We start from the raw sequence: 26,261 nt of genomic DNA, 5'->3' as shown, positions 1-26,261 counted from the left end.
CACGACAAGGGCGCAATGCGCCGTTAGAATCAGGGCGTCCTCGCCCGGAATAGTTAGCATGTTTTGGTTACTGGCGACCCTCGCCTACCTGCTCGGCTCTCTGTCCTTCGCCATTTTGCTCAGCCGCCTGACCGGTAACCCCGATCCGCGAATGAGTGGCTCGGGCAATGCCGGCGCCACCAACATGTTGCGCCTGGCCGGCAAAAAACTTGCCGTTCTGACCTTGATCGGGGACCTCTTCAAAGGCCTGCTGCCGGTACTGATCGCCGGCGTTGCGGGCCTTTCGCTTCAAGAACAGGCCTGGATCGGCGTCTGTGCCGTTATCGGCCACCTGTTCCCGTTGTATTTCCGCTTCCGCGGCGGCAAAGGTGTCGCCACCTCTGCCGGCATGCTACTGGGACTCTACCCGCCCGCCGCACTGCTGGCGGTCTGCGCCTGGTTGCTGACGTTCTACCTGACTCGCACCAGCTCACTGGCGGCCTTGATCGCCACACCGCTGACACTGCCGCTGCTGGCCTGGCAAGAACCGGCGGCCCTGCTGCCCATGAGCGCACTCACGGGACTGATCGTCTGGCGACATCGGGGCAATCTACGCGACCTGTTTGCCGGGCGCGAACGGCATTTTTAAATACCGGGCATGAGCGCGGTTCATCCCGCACCTCATCACAGCGCCGACAATTGCTCCATCGGCCAACGCGCCTGCACGCTGATCGCCAGGCTTTCGTGCTGACCGGCCTGCAAACGCTGGCAGCCGGCAAAGGCAATCATCGCGCCGTTGTCGGTGCAGAACTCTGGACGAGCATAAAAAACATCGCCCTTCATGTCGCCTAGCATCTTCTCCAGTGAGGTACGCAGCGCCTTGTTGGCGCTGACGCCGCCAGCGATCACCAAGCGCTTCATGCCGGCCTGTTTCAGGGCACGCTTGCACTTGATGGTCAAAGTCTCCACCACGGCCTGCTGGAACGCCAGCGCGATGTCGCAACGGGCTTGCTCGCTGTCGTCCCCGGCGCTGACGCTCTGCTGCCAGGTGTTCAGGGCAAAGGTTTTCAAGCCACTGAAACTGAAAGCCAGGCCTGGACGGTCGCACATCGGACGCGGGAAAGTGAAACGTCCTGCAACCCCTTGCTCCGCCAGTCGAGCGATTTCCGGGCCACCTGGATAATTGAGGCCCATCATCTTCGCGGTCTTGTCGAAAGCTTCACCGGCGGCATCGTCGAGGGTCTCGCCCAGGAGCGTGTATTGACCGATCCCGTCGACCTGAACCAGCTGCGTATGACCGCCAGACACCAACAAAGCGACGAACGGGAATTCTGGCGGCTGTGACTCCAGCATCGGCGCCAGCAGGTGACCTTCCATGTGGTGCACGCCCAGCGCCGGAATACCCCAGGCAAAGGCCAGCGCCTGAGCGCAGGAAGCGCCCACCAGCAAGGCACCGACCAGGCCAGGACCCGCGGTATAGGCGATGGCATCGATCTCGGTCGGCACACAGTCAGCCTCAGCCAACACCTGACGAATCAAGGGCAGCATGCGTTTGACGTGATCACGCGAGGCCAACTCCGGCACGACCCCGCCATAGGCGCGGTGCAGGTCGATCTGGCTGAACAGCGCGTCGGCCAGCAGGCCGCGTTCACTGTCATATAATGCGACACCGGTTTCGTCGCAGGAGGTTTCTAATCCCAGTACTAGCATGGGTTTGCGCCTTGTTTAGGCTGAATTCGAAGGCGCGCATAATAGTCGCCATGTGATGCCCCGACTAGCGGTTTTCGATCAGAGGCTTTGCATTCCGGGCGATGAGGGGTTAACATCCGCAACCCTTAAAAACCGACGTCTTCAAGTGCTCTTTTGCCACGAGGATGTTGACCCCGGTAATGAATGAAGGTAGCTCTGGATGCCAGCCGTCAAAGTAAAAGAGAACGAACCCTTCGACGTAGCTCTGCGTCGTTTCAAGCGCTCCTGCGAAAAAGCCGGTGTACTGGCTGAAGTTCGTAGCCGCGAATTCTACGAGAAGCCTACTTCTGAGCGTAAGCGCAAAGCAGCAGCCGCTGTTAAGCGTCACGCCAAGAAAGTTCAGCGCGAACAGCGCCGCGCCGTTCGTCTGTACTAATACACAGACGTTCGTAGCAAGCTTCTGCCAAGCCCGGCCCTCAGCCGGGCTAATGGCATTTGCGGAAAACGCTTGATGCTTCACCGTCAAAGCCGCACACGCGACCGAGACAAATCTGCTTCACAGCGTCAGACCTGGCTCTTTTGCCAGCGGTGCACGTCTTTTCTGACGAGCCTTCCAAGGCTACTGACGAGCACACCCACTGATTCCTCTCACGACGATCAGCCCAAGGCACCTTCTTGCGTGCCAGCTTATGAGCTATCCGAGGCCATCGACAGGCCGCAGCGGATTTCAGCGCAACACTTTCAAATAGTCGAATACTGATTGGTACTAACGTCAGTGGATTTTCGGCAGATACACTTCCCGACAGCGATTACGCAGACGACACTGGTCGAGCCGCACATTTTGCGCGCCTCAAACAAGGACCCGCGCTCAGCCGCTCTTCGTTTCGGATCCATTGCAGCGCAGATGACGAGAACGCCATGGCCGGGCTAATTCCCCAGAGCTTCATTGACGACCTTCTGAACCGCACCGACATCGTCGACGTGGTCAGCTCGCGCCTGCAAATAAAAAAGGCTGGCAAGAACTACACCGCCTGCTGCCCGTTCCACAAAGAGAAAACCCCCTCCTTCAGCGTCAGCCCCGACAAGCAGTTTTATTATTGCTTTGGCTGCGGCGCTGGCGGCAACGCCCTCGGCTTCATGATGGACCACGACAATCTGGATTTCGTCCAGGCTGTCGAGGAACTGGCCAAAGCCGCCGGCATGGAAATCCCCCGCGAAGAAAGCGGACGCCCGCACAAACCGCGGCAGCCGACCGATTCGCCGCTCTACCCGCTACTCACCGCCGCCGCCGACTTTTACCGCCAGGCGCTGAAAAGCCATCCATCGCGAAAAGCAGCGGTGGATTACTTGAAGGGTCGCGGGCTGACCGGCGAAATCGCCCGAGACTTCGGCCTCGGCTTTGCCCCGCCCGGCTGGGACAATCTGTTCAAGCACCTGAGCAGCGACACCCTGCAACAGAAAGCCATGATCGATGCCGGCCTGCTGATCGAGAACGCCGAAACCGGCAAACGCTATGACCGCTTCCGCGATCGCGTGATGTTCCCGATCCGCGACAGCCGCGGGCGAATCATCGCCTTCGGCGGCCGGGTATTGGGCGACGACAAGCCGAAATACCTGAACTCACCGGAAACCCCGGTATTCCATAAGGGCCAGGAACTCTACGGCCTTTATGAAGCACGCAAGAACAACCGCAACCTCGACGAAATCATCGTCGTCGAAGGCTACATGGATGTTATCGCCCTGGCCCAGCAAGGTCTGCGCAATGCTGTCGCGACCCTGGGCACCGCCACCAGCGAAGAGCACTTGAAGCGTCTGTTTCGCGTCGTGCCCAACGTGCTGTTCTGTTTCGACGGCGATCAGGCGGGCCGAAATGCCGCCTGGCGGGCACTGGAGGCAACGCTGCCGAGCCTGCAGGACGGACGGCGCGCACGCTTTTTGTTCCTCCCCGAAGGCGAAGACCCGGATACGCTGGTCCGCTCCGAAGGCACTGATGCCTTCCGCGCACGGATCAACCAGCACGCCCAGCCATTAGCGGATTATTTTTTTCAACAGCTGACCGAGGAATCGGACCCACGCTCGCTTGAAGGCAAGGCCCACATGGCCACTCTCGCCGCGCCGCTGATCGACAAAGTCCCCGGGGCGAACCTGCGCATCCTGATGCGTCAGCGCCTGACCGAAATTACCGGGCTTAGCGGTGAAGCCGTGAGCCAGCTGGTGCAAAGCGCGCCCCAGGAAGCTCCGCCGGCGTACGATCCGGGCATCGATTACGACGCCATGCCGGATTACAGCGACTACCATCAGCCGCAGGCACAAGAGATGTATGTGCCGCAGCAGGAATGGACACCGAAGAAACCCGGCGCCGGCGGCAAGAAATGGGACAAAAAACCGTGGGACAAAAATGGCAAACGCGGCGGTGATCACGATCAACCCCGCGCGCCACGGGTGCCGGCCGCTGTAGAGCCGCCGACCCTGGCCGCCTTGCGCACGCTATTGCATCACCCGCAATTGGCCGAGAAAGTCGAGGATGCCGGGCACTTTGCTGCCGAGGATCACACCAACACGCAATTGCTGGTGGCCTTGCTCGAAGCCGTACAGAAGAATCCCAAGCTAAACTCATTTCAGTTGATTGCACGCTGGCACGGTACGGAGCAAGGACGTTTGCTCAAGGCGCTGGCGGAAAAGGAATGGCTGATTGATGGAGATAACCTTGAACAACAGTTTTTCGACACCATTACTAGCTTGTCAGCCCGCCAACGCGAGCGAAACCTGGAACAACTTCTCAGGAAAGCACGTCAAAGTGAACTGAGTGCCGAAGAGAAAAACCAACTGCGCGACCTATTAAGTCGCAATGTTTCCGCAACAAGCCCGACCTCAACTGGCGCGTGAGGTCATAGCTCAGGTATAATCCTCGGCTTGTTTTTTGCCCGCCAAGACCTTCAGTGGATAGGGTGTTATGTCCGGAAAAGCGCAACAGCAGTCTCGTATCAAAGAGTTGATCACACTTGGTCGTGAGCAGGGTTACCTGACTTACGCGGAGGTCAACGACCACCTGCCGGAGGATATTTCAGATCCGGAACAGGTGGAAGACATCATCCGCATGATCAATGACATGGGGATCAACGTATTCGAGGTTGCGCCAGATAAGGATTCCCTTATGCTGGCCGACGCCGATACCGACGAAGCCGCGGCCGAAGAGGCAGCAGCAGCGTTGGCAGCGGTCGAGACCGACATTGGTCGCACCACCGACCCAGTGCGCATGTACATGCGTGAAATGGGTACGGTAGAGCTCCTCACACGTGAAGGCGAAATTGAAATCGCCAAGCGTATTGAAGAGGGCATCCGCGAAGTGATGGGCGCAATTGCGCACTTCCCTGGCACGGTTGACCATATTCTCTCCGAATACACTCGCGTCACCACCGAAGGTGGCCGCCTGTCCGACGTCCTGAGCGGTTATATCGACCCGGACGACGGCATTGCGCCGCCTGCTGCAGAAGTGCCGCCGCCTGTCGACCCGAAAGCCGTGAAAGCGGACGACGACACCGACGACGACGAAGCTGAAGCCAGCACCGACGACGAAGAAGAAGCCGAAAGCGGTCCGGATCCGGTCATCGCAGCTCAGCGCTTTGGCGCTGTTGCCGACCAGATGGAAATCACCCGCAAGGCGCTGAAAAAGCACGGTCGTGGCAACAAGCTGGCAATTGCCGAGCTGGTGCTGCTGGCTGAGCTGTTCATGCCGATCAAACTGGTTCCGAAGCAATTCGAAGGCCTGGTCGAGCGTGTTCGCAGTGCCCTGGATCGTCTGCGTCAGCAAGAGCGCGCGATCATGCAACTTTGCGTTCGTGATGCCCGCATGCCGCGTGCCGACTTCCTGCGCCAGTTCCCGGGCAACGAAGTCGACGAAAGCTGGACCGATGCGCTGGCCAAAGGCAAAAGCAAATACGCTGAAGCCATTGGTCGCCTGCAACCGGACATCATTCGTTGCCAGCAGAAGCTAACCGCGCTGCAAACCGAAACCGGTTTGACGATCGCCGAGATCAAGGACATCAACCGTCGCATGTCGATCGGTGAGGCCAAGGCCCGCCGCGCGAAGAAAGAGATGGTAGAAGCGAACTTGCGTCTGGTGATCTCCATCGCCAAGAAGTACACCAACCGTGGCCTGCAATTCCTCGATCTGATCCAGGAAGGCAACATCGGCTTGATGAAAGCGGTAGATAAATTCGAATACCGCCGCGGCTACAAATTCTCGACTTATGCCACCTGGTGGATCCGTCAGGCGATCACTCGCTCGATCGCCGACCAGGCCCGCACCATCCGTATTCCGGTGCACATGATCGAGACGATCAACAAGCTCAACCGTATTTCCCGCCAGATGTTGCAGGAAATGGGTCGCGAACCGACCCCGGAAGAGCTGGGCGAACGCATGGAAATGCCTGAGGACAAGATCCGCAAGGTATTGAAGATCGCTAAAGAGCCGATCTCCATGGAAACCCCGATCGGTGATGACGAAGACTCCCATCTGGGTGACTTCATCGAAGACTCGACCATGCAGTCGCCAATCGATGTCGCCACCGTTGAGAGCCTTAAAGAAGCGACTCGCGAAGTCCTGTCCGGCCTCACTGCCCGTGAAGCCAAGGTTCTACGCATGCGCTTCGGTATCGACATGAATACCGACCACACCCTCGAGGAGGTTGGTAAGCAGTTCGACGTGACCCGTGAACGGATTCGCCAGATCGAAGCCAAGGCGCTGCGCAAGCTGCGCCACCCGACGAGAAGCGAGCATTTGCGCTCCTTCCTCGACGAGTAATACAAAACCCCCGGCCCAGGCCGGGGGTTTTGCTTTTATACAGATTAAATCCCCCGCACCTCCCCCCCTCCGAATTGCCCGTCTACACTCGAAACATTCCCCGAGCCATAACGAGACCGTTATGCCCAGACTGCCGACCGTGCTTTTTTTGCTGTCGATATTGACCTGGACCGCAACGGCTGGCGCGCTGACTCTGACCGACGAAGAACGTAGCTGGCTGGCGGCTCACCCGGACTTGCGCCTGGGTGTCGATGCGTCATGGCCACCCTTCGAGTTTCGCGACGATCAGGGCCGCTATCAGGGCCTTGCAGCAGACTATATCGACAGGATCCGTCAACGCCTGGCCATCAAGCTCACGCCCATCGAGCCCGTCAGCTGGACCGTCGTCCTGGAGCAGGCCAAACAAGCCAAGCTGGACCTGTTGCCCGGCATCATGTCGACCCCGGAGCGCCAGACTTACCTCTCCTTCACTCGCCCCTACCTGGACTTCCCGATTGTTATCCTTGCCCATGTCGGAGGCCCTCAGCCCCGTAAACTCGAAGACTTGTACGGCCTGAAAATCGCCGTGGTGGAAAACTACGCCCCCCATGAGCTGTTGCGCACCCACAACCCCGACCTCAATCTGGTGGCGATGCCCAATGTCAGCTCAGCGCTGCAGGCGCTGGCTACCGATGAAGTCGATGCGGTAGTCGGCGATCTCGCCTCCAGCGTCTGGAGCCTGCGTCAGTTAAAGCTCGACGGGCTCTACGTCAGCGGCGAAACCCCTTATCGCTATCAATTGGCGATGGGCGTGCCCCGGGACAACAAGATACTGGTCGGCATTCTGGATAAAGTCCTGGCGGACATGTCCCCGGACGAAATCAATGAGATTCAGGAGCAGTGGGTCGGCAACGTCCTCGATCATCGGACTTTCTGGAACGATCTGCTGGTTTACGGCCTACCGGGATTGCTGCTGCTGATCATCGTGCTGGCGATGGTTATCCGGATCAACCGCCGACTGAGTTCAGAAATTGCCCGCCGGGTCGATCTGGAACAAGAACTGCGCAGCAGTGAATACCATTACCGCGGGCTGGTGGAGAGCCTTTCGGCCATTGCCTGGGAAGCGCGGATCAGCGATTTCACCTACAGCTATGTGTCCCCCCATGCCGAGGATCTGCTCGGTTACCCCTTGTCTCATTGGCTGATTCCGGGCTTCTGGCGCAACATCATTCACCCCGCCGACCTGACTCGCGCCCAGACCTTCTGTGATCACGAAGTACTGGCCGGGCGCGATCACAGCCTCGATTACCGGGTCATTACCGCCGATGGCCGCTGCATTTGGGTGCGCGATATCGTCAGCCTGATCGAGCACGGCCATGAACCGGTGTTGCGTGGGCTGATGATCGACATCAGCGAGGCCAAGCGCACCGAAGAGGCGTTGCGCCTGTCGGAACAGAAGTTCGCCTCGGTGTTCCAGCAATGCCCGGACATACTGGTCATTGCGCGGCTCTGCGACGGCTGCCTGCTGGAGGTCAACGAGGCGTTCGAAGAACAGATCGGTCTCAAGGCCGAAGACGTCATCGGCCAGACGGCCACCGACCTCAATATCTGGGGAGTACCCGGCGTCGGGCCAGGCTTGTTGCAACGGTTGCAGGCCGGCAGCATCCGTAACCTGGAGATGCCCTTTCGCCGCAACAATGGCCAGGTGTTTACCGGCCTGATCTCCGCTGAGCCGTTCGACCTCGATACAACCCCTGCGCTGGTAGTGGTCGTGCGGGATATCAGCCAGCTCAAGGAAACCCAGAAACAGCTGCAAACCTCCGAAGAGAAGTTCGCCAAGGCCTTCCATGCCTCCCCCGACGGCCTGCTGTTGTCACGGCAGAGCGACGGTTTACTGATTGAGGTCAACGAGGGTTTCAGTCGCATTACCGGTTTCAACAGCGCAATGTCCGTGGATCGCTCCGCCCTCGAGCTGGGTATCTGGGTCAATCTCAACGAACGCAAACAGATGCTCGACCTGCTGCACCGGGACGGTTTCGTCCGCGACTTCAGTTGCCATATACGCCGCAGCGACGGACAGATCCGCCTCTGCGAAGTGTCCAGCAGGCCGCTACCGATCGGCGATGAAGATTGCATGCTGACCATCGCCCGGGACATCACCGAGCGACACCTGATGCAGGAAAAGCTGCAACAGGCTGCCACGGTATTCGAGAGCACCGCCGAAGGTGTTTTGATCACCGACACTCAACAACACATCAGCGCGGTCAACCGTGCGTTTACCGAAATCACCGGCTACAGCGAGAGTGAAGCATTGGGCCACACCCCTCGCCTGCTCGCCTCGGGCCTGCACGACAGCGCGTTTTATGCCGCCATGTGGCATCAGCTGACAGCCGAAGGTCATTGGCAGGGCGAAATTTCCAATCGGCGCAAGAATGGCGAGCTCTATCCGAGCTGGCTGACCATCAGTGCAGTGCGCAACCGGGACAGATTCGTCACCCACTTTGTCGCGGTGTTCGCGGACATTTCCAGCCTCAAACACGCCCAGGCCAAGCTCGATTACCAGGCACACCACGACCCGCTGACCGGGCTGCCAAATCGCACGCTGTTCGAGAGCCGATTGCTGACTGCGCTCAACAACCAACAGGAAAACGGCGGCCAGGGGGCGGTGCTGTTCCTGGACCTGGACCGTTTCAAACACATCAACGACAGCCTGGGTCACCCGGTCGGTGACCTGCTGCTCAAGGGCATTGCCGTGCGCCTCAAGGAGCAGTTGCGCGACATCGACACCGTGGCGCGCCTGGGTGGCGACGAATTCATCATCCTGCTGCCCGGGCTGCAGCAATCCAGTGACGCCGACAACATCGCGACCAAATTGCTCAATTGCTTCGGCGCACCGTTCCAGGCTGGCGAACATGAGTTTTTTATCAGCGCCAGTATCGGCACCAGCCTGTATCCCAAGGATGGCTGCGACGTCGCCACGCTGGTCAAGAACGCCGATGCGGCGATGTACCGCTCAAAGGCCAAGGGTCGCAACCGGGTCGAAAGCTATACCCGCGACCTCACCGCTCAAGCCAGCGAACGGGTGGCACTTGAACATGAACTGCGACGCGCTATCGAGCGCAACGAACTGCACCTCCATTATCAACCGAAGATCAGCCTGGTCGACCATCGCCTGGTCGGCGCAGAAGCGCTCATTCGCTGGCGCCACCCGACCTTCGGCGAGGTGCCGCCGGAGCACTTCATTCCGCTGGCCGAAGAAAACGGCATGATCCTGCAAATCGGCGATTGGGTTCTCGAAACCGCCTGCCGGCAGATGTTCCAGTGGAATCAGGTTTACGAACCCGTCGGCCCACTGTCGGTCAACCTCGCAGGCGCTCAATTGCGTCAGCCGAACCTGCTCGGCCGGATCGAACAACTGCTCAAGGACAACCGCCTCAAACCCGATTTCCTGCAACTGGAAATCACCGAAAACTTCATCATGAGCCAGGCTGAAGAAGCGTTGGCCGTGCTGCATCAACTCAAACACCTGGGCGTGCAACTGGCGATCGACGACTTCGGCACCGGTTACTCGTCCCTGAGCTACCTCAAACGCCTGCCACTGGACATTCTCAAGATCGACCAGTCTTTCGTCCGCGGCCTGCCGGATGACCCCCACGACGCAGCCATCGTTCGCGCCATCATCGCCCTGGGCCGAAGCATGCAATTCACCATCATCGCCGAGGGCGTCGAAACCCTCGCACAGCAGCAATTCCTCGCTGCCGAGGGCTGTGAACAGATCCAGGGCTACATCGTCAGCCTGCCTTTGCCACCGGAAGAATTTGCCGCGACGTTTCTTCGTATAGCCATTTCAGACTTTTCGGATAGCACAGCCGAGAAACCGTCGCTATAATCCGCGGCCTACTGAGGGCCTATAGCTCAGTTGGTTAGAGCAGGGGACTCATAATCCCTTGGTCGTAGGTTCGAGTCCTACTGGGCCCACCATCTTGAAAGCCGCGCAATGCGCGGCTTTTTCGTGTCTGTTGGAATAACGTGTTCGGGGCTTCCAATCTTCATACGCACAGATCACTCTCAGCTTAAGAAGCATCCGTTAACGCTGGAATGGCCTGCACTGATCGCAGCTGCTCAAGCATTGCACCCGTCAACACGACCTCATACGTATCCGCCGCCCTGCCCCACTGTTCAACGATGACCATGCCGTCGACAAGTACGCGTCCCAATTCGGTAATCGTATCGGCCAATTCTTCTACGATCGTTTGAGTCCTCAGCCACACACGATCAGTAATCTCTTTCAGTTCAGCCGTTATGCGGTCAGACGAGGCCGGATCCGTATCGGGGTAGGCGAGATTGCGCAGCAAGTGCCGTAACTCCCTTATTTTTGCGTAATCCTGTTCCGCCCCCAGCTCTCCTTTGAGGATGGCTGTCGCTTTCGACTTATCGACGCGTTTGTCGGGCGAATGCGGTGAAGCTAACGTCTGCCCCATCGCGCCCGCAAACAGGACCATCATTCGCGCCTCCAGATGTTCCCTCATAGCTTGCATCGATGAAATTGGCCGCACCAGGCTAATGGACGCCCCGCCTTGATGCCGCAGGTCCATGGTCACTGTCAGGGTCACGCCACCCGTTTCAAACCCCAAGGCTCGGGCCATGACGTAATGCGCCATTTCGTGATTGGCAATCTGCAACGCACGTTCCCGTACAGCGGGTGGCATTTTCTTTGTCATTTCCATCGCCTCGCATCCCTCGATTTCGCATTCGACTACGACTGACTGTTGGTGTCCATACCGTCGATTACGCCTTGTTCAAGCCAAAGAAAAACCCGAGAGGCAGAAGCGCTCTGAACGGTACTGAGGCGAGATCAACCATCCGCGGTGCGAGATGTGCCTGTAACATGCCAACCCATTGATCTGTGCCGCTGGAGACGCCCCTTGCCTGACACTCGCCCGCCCGTCCTTGACGAAATCGACCGCCAATTGATTGCAGCCTTGCAGATCAATGCCCGCGAGAGCGTGGCCATGCTCGCGCGCCAATTGGGCATCGCTCGCACCACCGTGACTTCGCGGCTGGCCCGGCTGGAAAAAGCCAAGGTAATCACCGGTTACGGCGTGCGTTTGGGTCAACGTGTCGTGGATGGCGGCTTGCAGGCGTACGTCGGGATCACGGTGCAACCGCGCTCGGGCAAGGAAGTGTTGCGACGCCTCAGCGCAATGGCCCAGGTGCAGCAGTTGTGCGCGGTCAGTGGCGAATTTGATTACGTGGCGTGGTTGCGCACCGACTCACCAGAGCAACTTGATCAGTTGCTGGATCAGATAGGCAGCGTCGATGGGGTGGAGAAGACGACTACGTCGATTATCTTGAGTAGCAAGATTGATCGGGGGCAGCCGGTTTGAGTTTTTGCCGATAGCTCTTGGATGTCTGGGAGGGCCTCATCGCGAGCAAGCTCGGCTCCTACATTGACGATGTGCAGCAACTTGTCGTCATTCTGTTAAAACATTTATCAAAACGACGACACATTGCGTCTTATTAACGTGTTCTACGCTCTCTAGAATGGCTGCCATCTTTTCCTATACTCAGACGCGCATGCCGCGTCCGGTCGCCAGCAAGGTCAGCCATGAACAAGAACAATCGCCATCCTGCAGACGGTAAAAAACCAGTCACCATTTTCGGTCCGGACTTTCCTTTCGGTTTCGATGACTGGATCGAGCATCCGGCCGGCCTGGGTAGCATCCCTGTGCACAACCATGGCGCCGAGGTTGCGATCGTCGGTGCCGGCATCGCCGGTCTGGTGGCGGCCTACGAATTGATGAAACTGGGCCTGAAACCCGTCGTCTACGAAGCCTCGAAAATGGGCGGCCGTCTGCGCTCGCAGGCATTCAACGGCGCCGAAGGCATCATCGCCGAGCTCGGCGGCATGCGTTTCCCGGTATCGTCCACCGCGTTTTATCACTACGTCGACAAGCTTGGCCTCGAAACCAAACCTTTCCCGAACCCGCTGACCCCTGCTTCGGGCAGCACGGTGATCGACCTCGAAGGTCAGACCCATTACGCACAGAAACTGGCGGATCTTCCTGCGCTGTTCCAGGAAGTCGCCGACGCCTGGGCCGATGCGCTGGAAGCCGGTTCGCAGTTCTCTGACATCCAGCAAGCGATCCGCGACCGTGATGTGCCGCGCCTGAAAGAACTGTGGAACACCCTCGTTCCGCTGTGGGACGACCGCACGTTCTACGACTTCGTGGCCACCTCAAAAGCCTTCGCCAAACTCTCGTTCCATCACCGCGAAGTGTTTGGTCAGGTCGGTTTCGGTACCGGCGGCTGGGACTCGGACTTCCCGAATTCGATGCTGGAAATCTTCCGCGTGGTCATGACCAACTGCGACGATCACCAGCATTTGGTGGTCGGCGGTGTGGAACAAGTGCCATTGGGGATCTGGCGTCATGTGCCGGAACGTTGCGTGCACTGGCCGGAAGGCACCAGCCTCAGCTCCCTGCACAACGGCGCACCGCGTACCGGCGTGAAGAAAATTGCCCACGCGGCAGACGGGCGCTTTGCCGTCACCGACAACTGGGGCGACACCCGCGAATACGCAGCGGTGCTGACCACGTGCCAGAGCTGGCTGCTGACCACCCAGATCGAATGCGACGAAACCCTGTTCTCGCAAAAGATGTGGATGGCGCTGGACCGCACTCGCTACATGCAATCGTCGAAAACCTTCGTGATGGTCGACCGGCCATTCTGGAAGGACAAGGACCCGGAAACCGGCCGCGACTTGATGAGCATGACCCTCACCGATCGTCTGACCCGTGGCACTTATCTGTTCGACAACGGCGACGACAAGCCGGGGGTGATTTGCCTGTCCTATTCGTGGATGAGCGATGCGCTGAAAATGCTCCCGCAACCGGTGGAAAAACGCGTGAAACTGGCGCTGGATGCGTTGAAAAAGATCTACCCGAAAGTAGACATCGCCGCGCGGATCATCGGCGATCCGATCACCGTGTCCTGGGAAGCCGACCCGCATTTCCTCGGGGCTTTCAAAGGCGCCCTGCCCGGCCACTATCGCTACAACCAGCGCATGTACGCGCACTTCATGCAGGACGACATGCCGGCCGAGCAGCGCGGGATTTTCATCGCCGGCGACGACGTTTCGTGGACGCCTGCCTGGGTCGAAGGCGCGGTACAGACCTCGCTTAATGCGGTGTGGGGCATCATGAAACACTTCGGCGGTGAAACTCACGCCGAGAACCCGGGTCCAGGAGATGTGTTCAACGAGATCGGTCCGATCGCCCTGCCCGAGTAAGAGGAATCCGAAATGCGCGTAGCCCTTTACCAATGTCCACCGCTGCCCCTGGATGTCGCAGGCAACCTGCAACGTCTGCATCAATTGGCGCTGGAGGCCAAGGGCGCAGACTTGCTGGTGCTGCCGGAGATGTTTTTGACCGGTTACAACATCGGCCTCGATGCCGTCAACGTGCTGGCAGAGGTGCACAACGGTGAGTCGGCGCAGCAAATCGCGCGCATCGCCAAGACGGCCGGGATCGCCATTTTGTATGGTTATCCCGAGCGCACCGAGGACGGGCAGATCTACAACGCCGTGCAGTTGATCGACGCCAATGGCGAACGCCTGTGCAACTACCGCAAGACTCACCTGTTCGGCGACCTCGATCATTCGATGTTCAGCGCCGGGCCGGATGAGTTTCCGCTGGTTGAACTCAACGGCTGGAAGCTCGGTTTCCTGATCTGCTACGACCTGGAGTTCCCGGAAAACGCCCGACGCCTGGCCCTGGCTGGCGCCGAGCTGATCCTTGTGCCGACAGCGAACATGATTCCCTACGACTTCATCGCCGACGTCACCGTCCGCGCCCGGGCTTTCGAAAACCAGTGCTATGTGGCTTACGCCAACTATTGCGGCAACGAAGGCGAGATCCAGTATTGCGGCCAGAGCAGCATTGCTGCGCCGGATGGCAGCCGCATCGCCCAGGCCGGGCTCGATGAAGCACTGATTGTCGGTGAGCTGGATCGTCAGTTGATGGTCGACTCCCGCGCCGCCAATCGCTACTTCCTCGATCGTCGCCCCGAGCTTTACGACGACCTTAACAAGCGCTGAGCCTCTGTAATCCGCTAGCATTAGCGCTTCTCTGCTCTGGAAGTGCTCATGCCTGCGCTGAATCACCCTCGCCCTCACACTGAAACCCTGGCCAACGGTCTGCGGGTGACGCTGCGTCATGCTCCCGATTTGAAGCGCAGTGCAGCAGCGTTGCGCGTCGCGGCGGGCAGCCATGACGTGCCGCTGGCATGGCCCGGGCTGGCGCACTTCCTCGAACACCTGCTGTTTCTCGGTACAGAGCGCTTTCCTGCGAGCCAGGCACTGATGGCCTACGTCCAGGGCCATGGTGGTCAGGTGAATGCGCGGACCAGTGAACGCACCACGGACTACTTTTTCGAGTTACCGCCGCAGTCGTTTAGCGGAGGGCTGGAGCGCCTGTCGGACATGCTCGCTCATCCACGTATGAATCCGGACGATCAGCGGCGGGAACGGGAAGTGCTGCATGCTGAATTTGTCGCTTGGTCTCGAGATACGACCGCTCAGCAGCAATTCGCGCTGTTCGACGGTCTTTCAGCGGCGCATCCGTTGCGGGCGTTTCATGCTGGTAACCGCTACAGCCTGCCGGTGCCGCAACCTGAGTTCCAGCAAGCCTTGCAGGATTTTTATCAGCGGTTTTATCAGACTGGGCAGATGACTTTGAGCCTGACCGGGCCGCAGAGTCTCGATGAATTGAGGGCGATGGCTCAGCGCTTTAGCGCTGCTATTCCCGGAGGGGAAAAGGTCCCGCAACAGGCGCCTCCATCGCTGATGGATTCTTCGGACAAAAGTTATCAACAGGCTGGAGCGCGTCGACTGGATCTGCTGTTTGCCTTCGAAGCATTGCCCTATTCATCGTCCGAGGCGCTGGCGTTCCTGTGTCACTGGCTGAACGCCGCGAAACCCGGTGGCCTGCTAGCGCAATTGCGCGAGCACGGGCTGGCTGACAGCCTGAAAGCTGCACCGTTGTATCAGTTCGCCAGCCAGGCTGTGTTGCACGTCGAATTCACATTGCCGGCCAACGCGACGCCCGACGGGATCCGCGAACAGCTGCTGGATTGGCTTGGGTTCTTTGCCTCACAGCAACCCTGGGCCGGGTTGCGCGAAGAATACGCTGCCTTGCTGCAACGTCAGCAGCAAGTCAGCGGCGCCCTGCAACTGGCCCGACTGGACAGCGAACAGCGTGAAGCCGAGTTATCCGAATCGGGTGTTGCTGCCCTCAAGGACGTCCTGAAACAAATCGGCGCTGTGAATAACTTCACCGGCCAATGGCAACTGCCAACCCAAAATCCGTTTTTACGCGCCGAGGCTGCGGCCCCAAGTGCCGGACTGATCCGCGGCCAGACCAGCAAACACCGAGGCTTGCGGACCTTTGCCCAGGATCGCTCGCGCGGTCGCCGTGAACGTTCGCCCATGCAGTTCAGTCAGGCGTTGCCGGATAACAGTGCCGAAGGTGCCGTTTACCTGCGCTGGCGTCTGGACTCGGCACCTCGCAGCAGCCTCCAGGCAAACCTGGAAAAGCGCCTTCAGCCATTGCGTGAAGACGCTCGTCAGGCAGGTGTCGATTTTTCCTTCAACGCATCGGGCAATGAATGGCTGCTGAAAATGACCGGGCTACAGGAGCCGATGCCAAGCGTCCTAGAACACGCGCTGAAAGAACTGACAACAGCCGATGCCGGTTTCTCGCAAGAAGAGCCGCCTAGCATTGCGTTGATGCCGATTCGACAGTTGCTTAAAGCGCTGCCTGATCACTGCCTTGAGCGCAGCGCTGACTCGGACGATTTGATGCAGCTTTGGTCGAGCGCACGCTGGGATGGCCTGGCGACCGGGCTGTCCGCCCAGACACAGGCAGCGATGGGCTTTGCTTTGAGTCGTGTGCCCGGCACTGCGGACAATCAACTGACACCGCCCTCGCCGATAAACGCGCAGCATCTGTGGAGCGCGGTCGATACCGGCTCCAGCGAACATGCGCTGCTGCTCTTCTGTCCGACCGCAACGGCAAACATCGCTGACGAAGCCGCCTGGCGCTTGCTGGCTCACGTCTACCAGACGCCGTTTTACCAACGCCTGCGGGTAGACCTGCAGCTCGGTTATGCGGTGTTCAGCGCCCTGCGGCAGATCCATGGGCAGACCGGGCTGCTGTTCGGCGTGCAATCACCCAGCGTTGCCCCTCTGGATCTGCTGGAACACATCGAACACTTCCTGAGCGGTTTGGCGGGGATGATCGAAGCCATCGATGACGAAACCTTCCTCGACCAGCGCCAGGCACTGGCCGATCAATTCGATCGCGCAGCGTTGCCCAATGCGCAGGCCGCCGAACTGCTCTGGCAGGGCAAACTGGCCGGCCACTCGTCGGATTATCTGGAGCTTCTACCTCAGACGATTCTGATGATCGACCGCGAAACGTTACTGGCCGCAGCACAACGACTGAATCAGGCTGAAGGCGGTTGGCGCTGTCTGTCCAGCGGGCCGTGCCCGGCTGCACCTTGGCAAGCGGCAAAATGATCATTACCGAGGCTGCAATTAGCTTTCTCAAAGATTCGCGGCCAATCGCCCTGTAATTTTGAGTAACATAGCCACCTAACTATCTGAACATCTCCGGCTGGAGGTGGACTATATGTATAGATCTCAACTGTCCCATCACCCGAAGGAGCGCTTTTATGTCCTGGTCCAAACCTGCTTACACCGACCTGCGTATCGGCTTTGAAGTCACCATGTACTTCGCCAGCCGCTAATCTTTTTGTAGCGCAGTGCAACGCCTCGGCTCGCCGAGGCGTTTTTATTTTCAGTTTTCAAAATGATGGAGCGGCCATGTTTGTCCAGATTCTAGGTTCCGCCGCCGGCGGTGGTTTCCCTCAGTGGAACTGCAACTGCGTGAACTGCGCCGGCTTTCGCGATGGCAGCCTGAACGCCAAGGCGCGGACCCAGTCGTCCATCGCCATTTCCGATAACGGCGTGAACTGGGTGCTGTGCAACGCATCGCCGGACATCCGCGCCCAGCTCCAGAGCTTTGCCCCGATGCAACCGGGCCGCGCCCTGCGCGATACCGGCATCAACGCGATCATCCTGATGGACAGCCAGATCGACCACACCACTGGCCTGCTCAGCCTGCGCGAAGGTTGCCCGCACGAAGTCTGGTGCACCGACATGGTCCACGAAGACCTGAGCACCGGTTTTCCACTGTTCACCATGCTGACCCACTGGAACGGCGGGCTGACTTGGAACCCGATCGAGCTCGACCGCAGTTTCACCATCCCGGCCTGCCCCAGCCTGCGCTTCACCCCGTTGCCGCTGCGCAGCGCCGCGCCGCCGTACTCGCCGCACCGCTTCGACCCGCACCCCGGCGACAACATCGGCCTGATCGTTGAAGACCTCAACACCGGCGGCAAACTGTTCTACGCGCCGGGCTTGGGCAAGGTCGACGCACCGCTGCTGGAAATCATGGCCGGCAGCGATTGCCTGCTGGTGGACGGCACGATGTGGGATGACGACGAAATGCAGCGCCGTGGCGTCGGCACCCGCACCGGCCGGGAAATGGGCCATCTGGCGCAGAACGGCCCCGGCGGCATGCTGGAAGTGCTGGAACAGCTGCCTAACCAGCGCAAAGTGCTTATCCACATCAACAACACCAACCCGATTCTCGATGAGGATTCACCGGAGCGTGCAGAACTGGCTCGGCGCGATGTTGAAGTGGCGTATGACGGCATGAGTATTGTGCTGTAGGGCATACAGACCGCTGCGCGGTCTATCGCCAGCAGGCTGGCTCCCAGTTGATAGCATTCCAATGTGGGAGCCAGCCTGCTGGCGATAAGGCCCGACCCGACACCAAAGAATCCACCGGTCGTACCCGGAGAACCGAAATGACTGACACCGCACTGTCCCCCGCCGAGTTCGAAGCGGCCCTGCGCGCCAAGGGCGCTTACTACCACATCCATCACCCGTACCACGTGGCGATGTACGAAGGCCGGGCATCGCGCGAGCAGATCCAGGGCTGGGTCGCCAACCGCTTTTATTATCAAGTGAACATCCCGCTCAAGGACGCCGCGATCCTCGCCAACTGCCCGGACCGCGAGATTCGTCGTGAGTGGATTCAGCGCCTGATCGACCATGACGGTGCCCCCGGCGAAGACGGCGGCATCGAAGCCTGGCTGCGCCTTGGACAGGCCGTCGGCCTCGACCCCGATCAGCTACGCTCGCAGGAATTGGTACTGCCCGGCGTACGTTTTGCCGTCGACGCCTACGTCAACTTCGCCCGCCGGGCCAGTTGGCAGGAAGCCGCCAGCAGCTCGCTGACCGAACTGTTTGCGCCGCAAATCCATCAGTCGCGCCTGGACAGCTGGCCGCAGCATTACCCGTGGATCGACCCGGCGGGCTACGAGTATTTCCGCACCCGCCTGGGCCAGGCGCGCCGCGACGTGGAACACGGCTTGGCGATCACTTTGCAGCACTACACGACGCGGGCCGGCCAAGAGCGCATGCTGGAAATTCTCCAGTTCAAACTGGACATTCTTTGGAGCATGCTCGATGCCATGAGCATGGCCTACGAACTGAAACGCCCGCCGTATCACAGCGTGACCGAGCAACGGGTCTGGCATAAAGGAATCACCTTATGAGTTTTGATCGCAGCAAGACCCCGACCTGGCGTCCCGGCTACCGCTTCCAGTACGAACCGGCGCAGAAAGGTCATGTGCTGCTCTACCCGGAAGGCATGATCAAACTCAACGAAAGTGCCGCGCTGATCGGCGGTTTGATCGACGGCGAGCGAGACGTCGCGGCAATCATCGCCGAACTGGACGCGCAGTTCCCCGGCGTGCCCGAGCTCGGTGACGACATCGAACAATTCATGGAGGTTGCCCGTGCTCAGCACTGGATCGAACTTGCCTGAATCCGCGTCAGACAAGTTACCGCCCAAACCGGAAATCGGCCTGCCGCTGTGGCTGCTGGCCGAACTGACGTATCGCTGCCCATTGCAATGCCCGTACTGCTCCAATCCGCTGGACTTCGCCGAGCAAGGCAAGGAACTGAGCACCGAACAGTGGATCAAGGTGTTCCGCGAGGCGCGGGAAATGGGTGCGGCGCAGTTGGGCTTTTCCGGCGGTGAACCGCTGGTGCGCCAGGACCTTGCCGAGCTGATTGCCGAGGCGCGCAAGCTGGGGTTCTACACCAACCTGATCACCTCCGGCATCGGCCTGACCGAGCAGAAAATCAGCGACTTCAAAAAGGCCGGCCTGGACCATATTCAGATCAGCTTTCAGGCCAGCGACGAGCAGGTGAATAACTTGCTGGCGGGCTCGAAAAAGGCCTTCGCCCAGAAGCTGGAAATGGCTCGCGCAGTGAAAGCCCACGGTTATCCGATGGTGCTGAACTTCGTGACCCATCGGCACAACATCGACAAGATCGACCGGATCATCGAGCTGTGCATCGCCCTTGAGGCGGACTTTGTGGAACTCGCCACGTGCCAGTTCTACGGCTGGGCGCAGCTCAACCGGGTCGGTCTGTTGCCGACCAAGGAACAACTGGTCCGCGCCGAACGCATCACCAACGAATACCGCGCCAAACTCGAAGCCGAAGGGCATCCGTGCAAGCTAATTTTCGTCACGCCTGACTATTACGAAGAACGTCCGAAAGCCTGCATGAATGGCTGGGGCAGTATTTTTCTGACGGTCACACCGGACGGAACCGCCTTGCCCTGTCATGGCGCCCGACAGATGCCGGTGCAATTTCCTAACGTGCGCGACCACAGCATGCAGCACATCTGGTACGACTCGTTCGGCTTCAATCGCTTTCGCGGTTACGACTGGATGCCCGAGCCGTGCCGTTCCTGCGACGAGAAAGAAAAAGACTTCGGCGGCTGTCGCTGCCAGGCCTTCATGCTCACGGGGGACGCGAGCAACGCCGACCCGGTGTGCAGCAAATCGGACCATCACGGCGTGATCCTCAAGGCTCGCGAAGAAGCCGAGCACGCGACCCAGACCATTGAACAACTGGCCTTTCGCAATGAACGAAATTCACGACTCATCGCTAAAAGCTGAGCCCTTCAGCGCTGCCAAGGCTGTTGCGGCCGGCATCGACTTCGCCGAGTTGCAGGTCGGCCCGCATGGCTTGTTCTGGAACGAGTACCGGCCCGAGGACGCCGCCTGCCGGATCTGGCATTGGCGTGACGGCCAGGCGAATTGCCTGACACCAGCGGGCTTCAGTGTGCGCAGTCGCGTGTACGAATACGGCGGCGGCGCGTTCTGTCTGACCGATGACGGGATCGTGTTCGTCAACGAGGCGGACCAACAGCTGTATCGACAGTCGCTGACCGGTGAGACACCCGAATTACTGAGCTCAGGCGAATGCCGATATGGCGATCTGCAGTTCGCTGACGGGCAGGTATTGGCGGTTGAAGAAAACCGCGACCGGCATCGTCTGGTGGCTATCGATGTGGCTGACGGCGCACGTCATCTGCTGGCCGAAGGCGCCGATTTCTATGCCGCGCCGACGTTGAGTCCCGACGCGCAACGACTGGCATGGATCGAGTGGAGCCGCCCGGACCAGCCTTGGACCGCGACTCGCCTGATGGTTGCCGAACGCCAGGACGATGGCCGCTTTGCTCTGCCGCGTTGCGTGGCGGGCGAAGACGCGGAGGAATCGCTGCAACAACCGAGGTTCGATGCAAACGGCCGCCTGTTTTGCCTGACTGATCGCGCCGGCTACTGGCAGCCTTGGGTGGAATCGGCAGACGGTCTGAGCCCGCTGCCGAGTGCCCCTGCGGATCATGGGCCAGCACCGTGGCAGTTGGGTGGCTGCACCTGGTTGCCGCTAAGCGAAGGCCGCTATCTGGCGAGCTGGACTGAAGACGGCTTTGGCAAACTGGGGCTTTGTGGTGATGCCGGTGAGGATTTCACGGGCGATTACAGCCGCTTCCGCGCTCTCGCACTGGATGAGCAGTTCATTTACTGCATCGCCGCTTCGCCAGTCAGTTCGTCGGCAGTCATTGCCATCGACCGCCAGACCCGCCAGGTCAAAACACTGGCGGGCGGTATTGCACCGTTGCCCGCCGAGCAGATCAGCCTGCCGCAAACCCTGCGCTACCCGAGCGGTTCGGGCGAGGCCCACGGCTTCTTCTATCCCGCGATGACCGATGATGCGAAGCCGCCTCTGGTGGTGTTCATCCACGGCGGCCCGACGTCGGCCTGCTACCCGATGCTCGATCCGCGGATTCAGTACTGGGCGCAACGCGGTTTCGCCGTGGCCGACCTCAACTACCGCGGCAGCAGTGGCTACGGTCGGGCTTATCGACAAGCGCTGCATTTGAGCTGGGGCGAAGTGGACGTGGAGGATGCCTGCGCAGTCGTCACTCAACTTGCCGAACGCGGGCTGATCGACGGCAACAAGGCATTTATTCGCGGTGGCAGTGCCGGCGGCTACACCACGCTGTGTGCCCTGGCCTTTCACACAGTCTTCCGCGCCGGCGCCAGCCTGTATGGCGTCAGTGATCCTGTGGCGCTGGGCCGGACGACTCACAAGTTCGAAGGCGACTATCTGGATTGGCTGATCGGCGACCCGGTGCAGGATGCCGAACGCTACGCTGCTCGAACGCCGTTGCTGCACGCGGGCAACATCAGTGTTCCGGTTATTTTCTTTCAGGGTGAACTGGACGCCGTGGTGGTGCCGCAACAGACCCGCGACATGGTCACGGCGTTGCAGGACAAAGGCATTCTGGTTGAAGCGCACTACTACGACGACGAACGCCATGGCTTTCGCAAGGCCGGCAATCAGGCCCATGCGCTGGAGCAGGAGTGGTTGTTTTATCGAAGGGTGATGGCGTTGGCGGACTGAAGATCGCACTGAGTGCGGAAATTGCGGTGCTCCCTTCGCGAGCAAGTCGAATGGTCGCACCGCCGCTCCCACAGGGATTTCTGTACACCAAAGATCCATTGTGGGAGCGAGCCTGCTCGCGAAAGCGATCTAACGGGCGCCGCGAAACTCAGCGCTTGGCGATGATGTACACCGCATGCACGATCCCGGGAATATAACCGCAAAGCGTCAGCAGAATATTCAGCCAGAACGCCCCGGCGAAACCGACTTGCAGAAACACACCCAGTGGCGGCAACAGAATGGCGATGATGATACGAATAAAGTCCATGGGTCAGCTCCTGATTAAAGTTGGCTCGCGTAAGCCTACAGCTAATCGACCTTTGCCGTTCGTCAGGGTTCAGTGCGGTTCTTCAGGCCAGTATCTCAAGTCCATGTTTCTGCACGATGCTCAGCAACTTCAGCGCCATGCCGCTGGGGTGCTTGTCTCCCGCTTCCCATTGTTTAACCGTCGAGGCACTGGTGTTCAGATAACGCGCGAATACTGGCTGGCTTACGTTGTTGCGTTCGCGTAACGCTTTGATCTGCTCAGCGGGGATCGCATCTGGAACTGTTGCAAGACATGACTCATCGAATTTGCGCATGGTTGCTTTGCTGATTGCACCGATGGCAAACAAGGCACTGGCTGACTCGTGTATCGATTCCGAAATTTCACTTTTGAATTTTTTACTCATGAGGTATCTCCACAAACTCCTTCATATCCAGCAAGCGCTGGATTTCCATCTCGGTCAGCCCTCCATACGTCTTGGCTAACTCGCGCAAGTCGGTCAACTGCCTCGGACTGATATTGCGCTGGTCTTTCTTGGCATACAGAAACTGATAGATCCAGTAATGGCCACCTTTGGCCAAAACAATCGACCGATGACGATTGGCATTCAACCGTTTTTTCCAGACCCCACCGCCGAGATTGTCCCCCTGGCCGTTGAGCATTTCGGTGAATGCTTCACGAAGCTCGTCATCATCGATCCAGGCCTTCCCAACTTGCATCGAAAAACGTTTCGTTTTGAATAACCTTGGTGACATCGGCTTCCCTTCCAAAACATACCACCCAGTGGTATAGAACTCAAAGCCAGTTCCACAACAATATTGTTTCGCTGGCACCGACACTCCTTGCCGATACGCTCTAAAAAGCCATTGTTCCCACTACCACTCAAGCACTGAATGGCATTTGGCAAAACGCAGAGACAAAAAAACGCCCCACACCAAAAGAATCAGGCATGGGGCGATGCGTTATACCGCGAGACGGTTCGGGAATTCGTGTAGGAAAGGTCTGATCAGACGGCAATCCCTTTGCGGCATTGCAGTTGCGCAGTGCGCACGCGGGAGAAGGCGCGGGCCAGACGCAGGAGCATTTCGTCGATGTTGGCTATGCTGACGGTCAGGGCTGGGGTGAAGCGCAAGCAATCGGGCTGCGGAGCGTTGAGCAGCAGGCCTTCGTACAACGCCGCCTTGACGACGGCGTCAGCCGATTCGTCGGACAAGGCAAGACCCCAGAGAAGCCCTTGCCCGCGTAACTCGCCGTGACCATAGCGACGGGATAAACGCTGCAGACCTTCACTCAGGTGCTGGCCGATTTCCCCGACATGCTCGAGAAACCCTTTGTCCTGCACGCTGTCGAGGACGGCAAGACCGGCCGCCGTCATCAGTGCATTGCCATGATGAGTGCCTGTCACTTCGCCGATGTCGAAACAGCAGGCTTTGCCTCGCGCCAACAACGCTGCCAATGGCACGCCACCGCCCAGCCCTTTGCCAAGAACGACGATATCTGCCCGCACGCCGTAGGATTGCTCGGCAAGTAAAGTGCCGCAACGACCGATGCCGGTTTGCACTTCGTCGAAGATCAGCAGAATCCCTAGCTCACGGCACAGGCGCTCAACACCTTTGAGGTAATGCTCCGTGGCCGGTATCACCCCGGCTTCGCTCTGGATCGGTTCGAGCATGACCGCCACGGTCCGGGCATCGACGGCTGCATGCAAGGCCGCAAGATCATTGAACGGCACGTGACTGAAGCCCGGAAGCAGCGGCTCGAATCGGTTAGGCAGATTTGAACTGTCCGACGCCGACAGCGTCCCCAGACTACGACCATGGCAGCCGTTGTTGGCAACGATGATCCGCGAAGCCCCGCCGCGATGCCGCTGGCCCCATTTGCGCGCCAGTTTGATCGCCGCTTCACAGGCTTCGCTGCCACTGTTGAGCAGGTACGCCTGATCACTGCCGGTGCTGGAACACAGTCGCTCAGCAAGATTGAGCATGCCGCGGTTATGCAGGCCGAAGCCGGGGTTGATCAGCGACTGAGCCTGCGCCGAAATGGCGTTGACCAGTACCGAAGGGCTGTGTCCGAGGCTATTGGCCCCGCCACCCTGAGAGAAATCCAGATACGCGCGGTCATCGCTGTCCCACAACCATGAGCCCTGGCCGCGCACGAATATCTGTTTCGGTCGCTCGACACTGGGCATCAGGCACTCGCTGGAAAGATTGTCGTCTTTGGACGGCAAGGAGGCGTCCACGGCCAAGTCATCAAGACTCGGGGGATTGCGCCGCAAGCTGAACAAATTCATCTGATCGAACCTCGTGCGAGGTTTTTTGCCGTGCCTATGTAAACACCATCGAAGCAAACGGTATTCATCGCGCTCTGTGGCCCTGTAAGCCTTGTGAATGCGGTTAGACTAGGCTTACGCGAGGCCTTGAGCCATTTCGATTTCCCAGCATTTTCGATAAGCACACCTTATGGATTTCAAGCAACTGCGTTATTTCGTCGCGGTCTACGAAGAAGGTCATGTGGGCCGGGCTGCCGAGCGGCTTTCAATCTCCCAACCGGCACTGTCCCAGCAGATCCGCCACCTCGAGCAAAACCTCGATGTAAGCTTGTTCGAACGCAGCAGCAAACGCCTGCTGCCCACCCTGGCTGCCCATACGTTGTACAACCATGCCCTGCCTTTGCTGGATGGATTGCAGCGGGCACGTGAAGCCTTGGGCAACTTCAAGGGCCAGGCACTGCGCACGCTGGCTATCGGTGTATTGCAGACCGTCCATAGCAGCCTGGTGCCGCAGATGCTCGAACGCGTGCGCAAGGCGCAGCCGCATTTGGTGGTGCAAATCTATGAATTGACGGGGCTGGAAGTCGAGCGACGCTTGCTCAACGGCTCGCTGGACATCGGCATCAGCTATCTGCCGCCTCGTCAGCCGGGGCTGCACGGCGTGATGCTGTACGAAGACGAGCTGACCCTGGTGATCCCGGCTGATCACCCGTTGCGCGAATTCAAGAAAGTCTCGATGAGTCAGGCTGCCGAATTGCCGATGTTGCTGCTGGGTGAAGAGTTTCAAGTGCGGCAGATCTGGCAAGCCCAATTGGCCAATCTGGGACGACGCCCGCAAGTACAGGCAGAACTGAACAACATGGCGGGGATTCTAGACAGTTTGCCGCACACACGACTGGCGACGGTGCTGCCCGGACGCTCACAACAGGCACACAGCAACAAGGAGCTGTTGTGGAAACCACTGAGCGAGCCGCGGGTGCCGCTGAAAGTTGGCTTGGTGTGTCGGGATGTGCAGCGGCAACAGGCCTCGCTGACCTTGTTGCGTACGTTGCTGGAAGAAGTGATGAATGGCTCGGAGGGGCGCTTGATCAGCCCGGCAACACTGGATGAGATGAGCTGAGCACTTTTCTGCAGGCAAAAGAAAACCCCGCCGAAGCGGGGCTTTGCAGACTGTTTCCCTGACATCCATTTCACTCCGCCGTCCTGGCAGAATCCTACGTGTCCGTGTTGTTGCTTTGCGCTTCCTGCGCGACGTCCATGTGAAGTAGATTAGCCGTGGATCCAATCTGCATCTATGGGAGAAAAGCAGCACGTCATGTAAGAGAATGCTTACATGACG

Annotated in this window: 22 protein-coding genes and 1 tRNA gene; 17 read left to right on the top strand and 6 right to left on the bottom strand. The window is 59.2% G+C overall.

Going from position 1 to position 26,261, the window contains the following annotated elements; all coding sequences use genetic code 11:
• The first annotated feature begins 58 nt into the window (after positions 1-58).
• Positions 59-628, top strand: coding sequence for a glycerol-3-phosphate 1-O-acyltransferase PlsY (plsY, locus tag ACQ4OB_RS15615; protein WP_008147193.1), 570 nt, complete (start codon positions 59-61; stop codon positions 626-628).
• A 35-nt stretch (positions 629-663) separates the two neighbouring features.
• Here the strand turns inward: plsY and tsaD are convergent, their stop codons facing one another.
• Positions 664-1,689: a tRNA (adenosine(37)-N6)-threonylcarbamoyltransferase complex transferase subunit TsaD gene (gene tsaD, locus ACQ4OB_RS15610; protein WP_102614869.1), complete on the bottom strand. Its 1,026-nt coding sequence runs from the start codon at positions 1,687-1,689 to the stop codon at positions 664-666.
• A gap of 199 nt (positions 1,690-1,888) precedes the next feature.
• Between tsaD and rpsU the strand changes: the two genes are divergently transcribed.
• The 5 genes from rpsU (at position 1,889) to ACQ4OB_RS15585 (ending at position 10,432) form a co-directional block, all read left to right on the top strand.
• Positions 1,889-2,104 carry a 30S ribosomal protein S21 gene (gene rpsU, locus ACQ4OB_RS15605; protein WP_002551877.1) on the top strand — a complete coding sequence of 72 codons (216 nt, stop codon included), beginning with the start codon at positions 1,889-1,891 and terminating at the stop codon, positions 2,102-2,104.
• A 482-nt stretch (positions 2,105-2,586) separates the two neighbouring features.
• Entirely contained in the window at positions 2,587-4,554 is a 1,968-nt protein-coding gene (gene dnaG / locus ACQ4OB_RS15600) for a DNA primase (RefSeq protein ID WP_076029528.1), read from the top strand.
• 67 nt (positions 4,555-4,621) lie between these two features.
• Complete coding sequence (gene rpoD, locus ACQ4OB_RS15595; RefSeq protein WP_074871412.1) at positions 4,622-6,472, top strand: RNA polymerase sigma factor RpoD; 1,851 nt, start codon at positions 4,622-4,624, stop codon at positions 6,470-6,472.
• A gap of 121 nt (positions 6,473-6,593) precedes the next feature.
• A complete protein-coding gene (locus ACQ4OB_RS15590) occupies positions 6,594-10,340 on the top strand; it encodes a bifunctional diguanylate cyclase/phosphodiesterase (RefSeq protein WP_074871414.1) in 3,747 nt (1,248 codons plus the stop codon).
• Positions 10,341-10,355: 15 nt separating this feature from the next.
• A tRNA-Ile gene (locus ACQ4OB_RS15585) sits at positions 10,356-10,432 on the top strand.
• A 92-nt stretch (positions 10,433-10,524) separates the two neighbouring features.
• On the opposite strand, the gene ACQ4OB_RS15580 is transcribed toward ACQ4OB_RS15585, so the two are convergent.
• Positions 10,525-11,172 (bottom strand): peptidase M41, encoded by a 648-nt coding sequence (locus ACQ4OB_RS15580; RefSeq protein ID WP_102614920.1) that lies wholly within the window; start codon positions 11,170-11,172, stop codon positions 10,525-10,527.
• Between the two features lie 204 nt (positions 11,173-11,376).
• On the opposite strand from ACQ4OB_RS15580, the gene ACQ4OB_RS15575 reads away from it, so the two are divergent.
• The 10 genes from ACQ4OB_RS15575 to ACQ4OB_RS15530 all read left to right on the top strand — a co-directional run bounded on the left by ACQ4OB_RS15575 (position 11,377) and on the right by ACQ4OB_RS15530 (position 22,349).
• A complete protein-coding gene (locus ACQ4OB_RS15575; RefSeq protein ID WP_007980298.1) occupies positions 11,377-11,838 on the top strand; it encodes an Lrp/AsnC family transcriptional regulator in 462 nt (153 codons plus the stop codon).
• 221 nt (positions 11,839-12,059) lie between these two features.
• A complete protein-coding gene (locus tag ACQ4OB_RS15570) occupies positions 12,060-13,742 on the top strand; it encodes a flavin monoamine oxidase family protein (RefSeq protein WP_074871416.1) in 1,683 nt (560 codons plus the stop codon).
• 12 nt (positions 13,743-13,754) lie between these two features.
• Positions 13,755-14,549 (top strand): carbon-nitrogen hydrolase family protein, encoded by a 795-nt coding sequence (locus ACQ4OB_RS15565; protein WP_074871418.1) that lies wholly within the window; start codon positions 13,755-13,757, stop codon positions 14,547-14,549.
• Between the two features lie 48 nt (positions 14,550-14,597).
• Positions 14,598-17,030: a pyrroloquinoline quinone biosynthesis protein PqqF gene (gene pqqF, locus ACQ4OB_RS15560; RefSeq protein ID WP_430956003.1), complete on the top strand. Its 2,433-nt coding sequence runs from the start codon at positions 14,598-14,600 to the stop codon at positions 17,028-17,030.
• Positions 17,031-17,185: 155 nt separating this feature from the next.
• Positions 17,186-17,260, top strand: a complete 75-nt coding sequence (gene pqqA, locus ACQ4OB_RS15555) for a pyrroloquinoline quinone precursor peptide PqqA (protein WP_009045898.1) — start codon at positions 17,186-17,188, stop codon at positions 17,258-17,260.
• A 76-nt stretch (positions 17,261-17,336) separates the two neighbouring features.
• Entirely contained in the window at positions 17,337-18,248 is a 912-nt protein-coding gene (gene pqqB, locus ACQ4OB_RS15550; RefSeq protein WP_430956002.1) for a pyrroloquinoline quinone biosynthesis protein PqqB, read from the top strand.
• Positions 18,249-18,385: 137 nt separating this feature from the next.
• On the top strand, positions 18,386-19,138 hold the full coding sequence (gene pqqC / locus ACQ4OB_RS15545) for a pyrroloquinoline-quinone synthase PqqC (RefSeq protein ID WP_430956001.1): 753 nt from the start codon (positions 18,386-18,388) through the stop codon (positions 19,136-19,138).
• Entirely contained in the window at positions 19,135-19,410 is a 276-nt protein-coding gene (gene pqqD / locus ACQ4OB_RS15540) for a pyrroloquinoline quinone biosynthesis peptide chaperone PqqD (RefSeq protein ID WP_008024193.1), read from the top strand. Before pqqC ends, pqqD begins: the two co-directional genes overlap by 4 nt.
• Positions 19,382-20,557: a pyrroloquinoline quinone biosynthesis protein PqqE gene (gene pqqE, locus ACQ4OB_RS15535; RefSeq protein ID WP_074871424.1), complete on the top strand. Its 1,176-nt coding sequence runs from the start codon at positions 19,382-19,384 to the stop codon at positions 20,555-20,557. The genes pqqD and pqqE overlap by 29 nt, the downstream gene beginning before the upstream one ends.
• Positions 20,523-22,349 (top strand): S9 family peptidase, encoded by a 1,827-nt coding sequence (locus ACQ4OB_RS15530; RefSeq protein ID WP_074871426.1) that lies wholly within the window; start codon positions 20,523-20,525, stop codon positions 22,347-22,349. The genes pqqE and ACQ4OB_RS15530 overlap by 35 nt, the downstream gene beginning before the upstream one ends.
• A 148-nt stretch (positions 22,350-22,497) precedes the next feature.
• Here ACQ4OB_RS15530 and ACQ4OB_RS15525 read toward each other — a convergent pair whose 3' ends face one another.
• The 4 genes from ACQ4OB_RS15525 to ACQ4OB_RS15510 form a co-directional block, all read right to left on the bottom strand.
• Positions 22,498-22,656: a YqaE/Pmp3 family membrane protein gene (locus ACQ4OB_RS15525; protein WP_007904205.1), complete on the bottom strand. Its 159-nt coding sequence runs from the start codon at positions 22,654-22,656 to the stop codon at positions 22,498-22,500.
• A gap of 82 nt (positions 22,657-22,738) precedes the next feature.
• A complete protein-coding gene (locus tag ACQ4OB_RS15520) occupies positions 22,739-23,059 on the bottom strand; it encodes a helix-turn-helix domain-containing protein (RefSeq protein ID WP_102614876.1) in 321 nt (106 codons plus the stop codon).
• Positions 23,052-23,408 (bottom strand): type II toxin-antitoxin system RelE/ParE family toxin, encoded by a 357-nt coding sequence (locus tag ACQ4OB_RS15515; RefSeq protein WP_430956010.1) that lies wholly within the window; start codon positions 23,406-23,408, stop codon positions 23,052-23,054. The genes ACQ4OB_RS15520 and ACQ4OB_RS15515 overlap by 8 nt, the downstream gene beginning before the upstream one ends.
• Before the next feature lie 251 nt (positions 23,409-23,659).
• Positions 23,660-24,943, bottom strand: a complete 1,284-nt coding sequence (locus tag ACQ4OB_RS15510) for an aspartate aminotransferase family protein (protein ID WP_430956000.1) — start codon at positions 24,941-24,943, stop codon at positions 23,660-23,662.
• 169 nt (positions 24,944-25,112) lie between these two features.
• Here ACQ4OB_RS15510 and ACQ4OB_RS15505 point away from each other — a divergent pair, with 169 nt between their 5' ends.
• On the top strand, positions 25,113-26,042 hold the full coding sequence (locus ACQ4OB_RS15505; protein ID WP_430955999.1) for a LysR family transcriptional regulator: 930 nt from the start codon (positions 25,113-25,115) through the stop codon (positions 26,040-26,042).
• Positions 26,043-26,261 lie beyond the last annotated feature (219 nt).

It is taken from the genome of Pseudomonas sp. ES4 (genome assembly GCF_050586665.1).
In the GTDB taxonomy this organism is placed as follows: domain Bacteria; phylum Pseudomonadota; class Gammaproteobacteria; order Pseudomonadales; family Pseudomonadaceae; genus Aquipseudomonas; species Aquipseudomonas frederiksbergensis.
The sequence above is the reverse complement of the archived record's forward strand: the minus strand, read 5'-3'. Positions and strand labels throughout refer to the sequence as shown.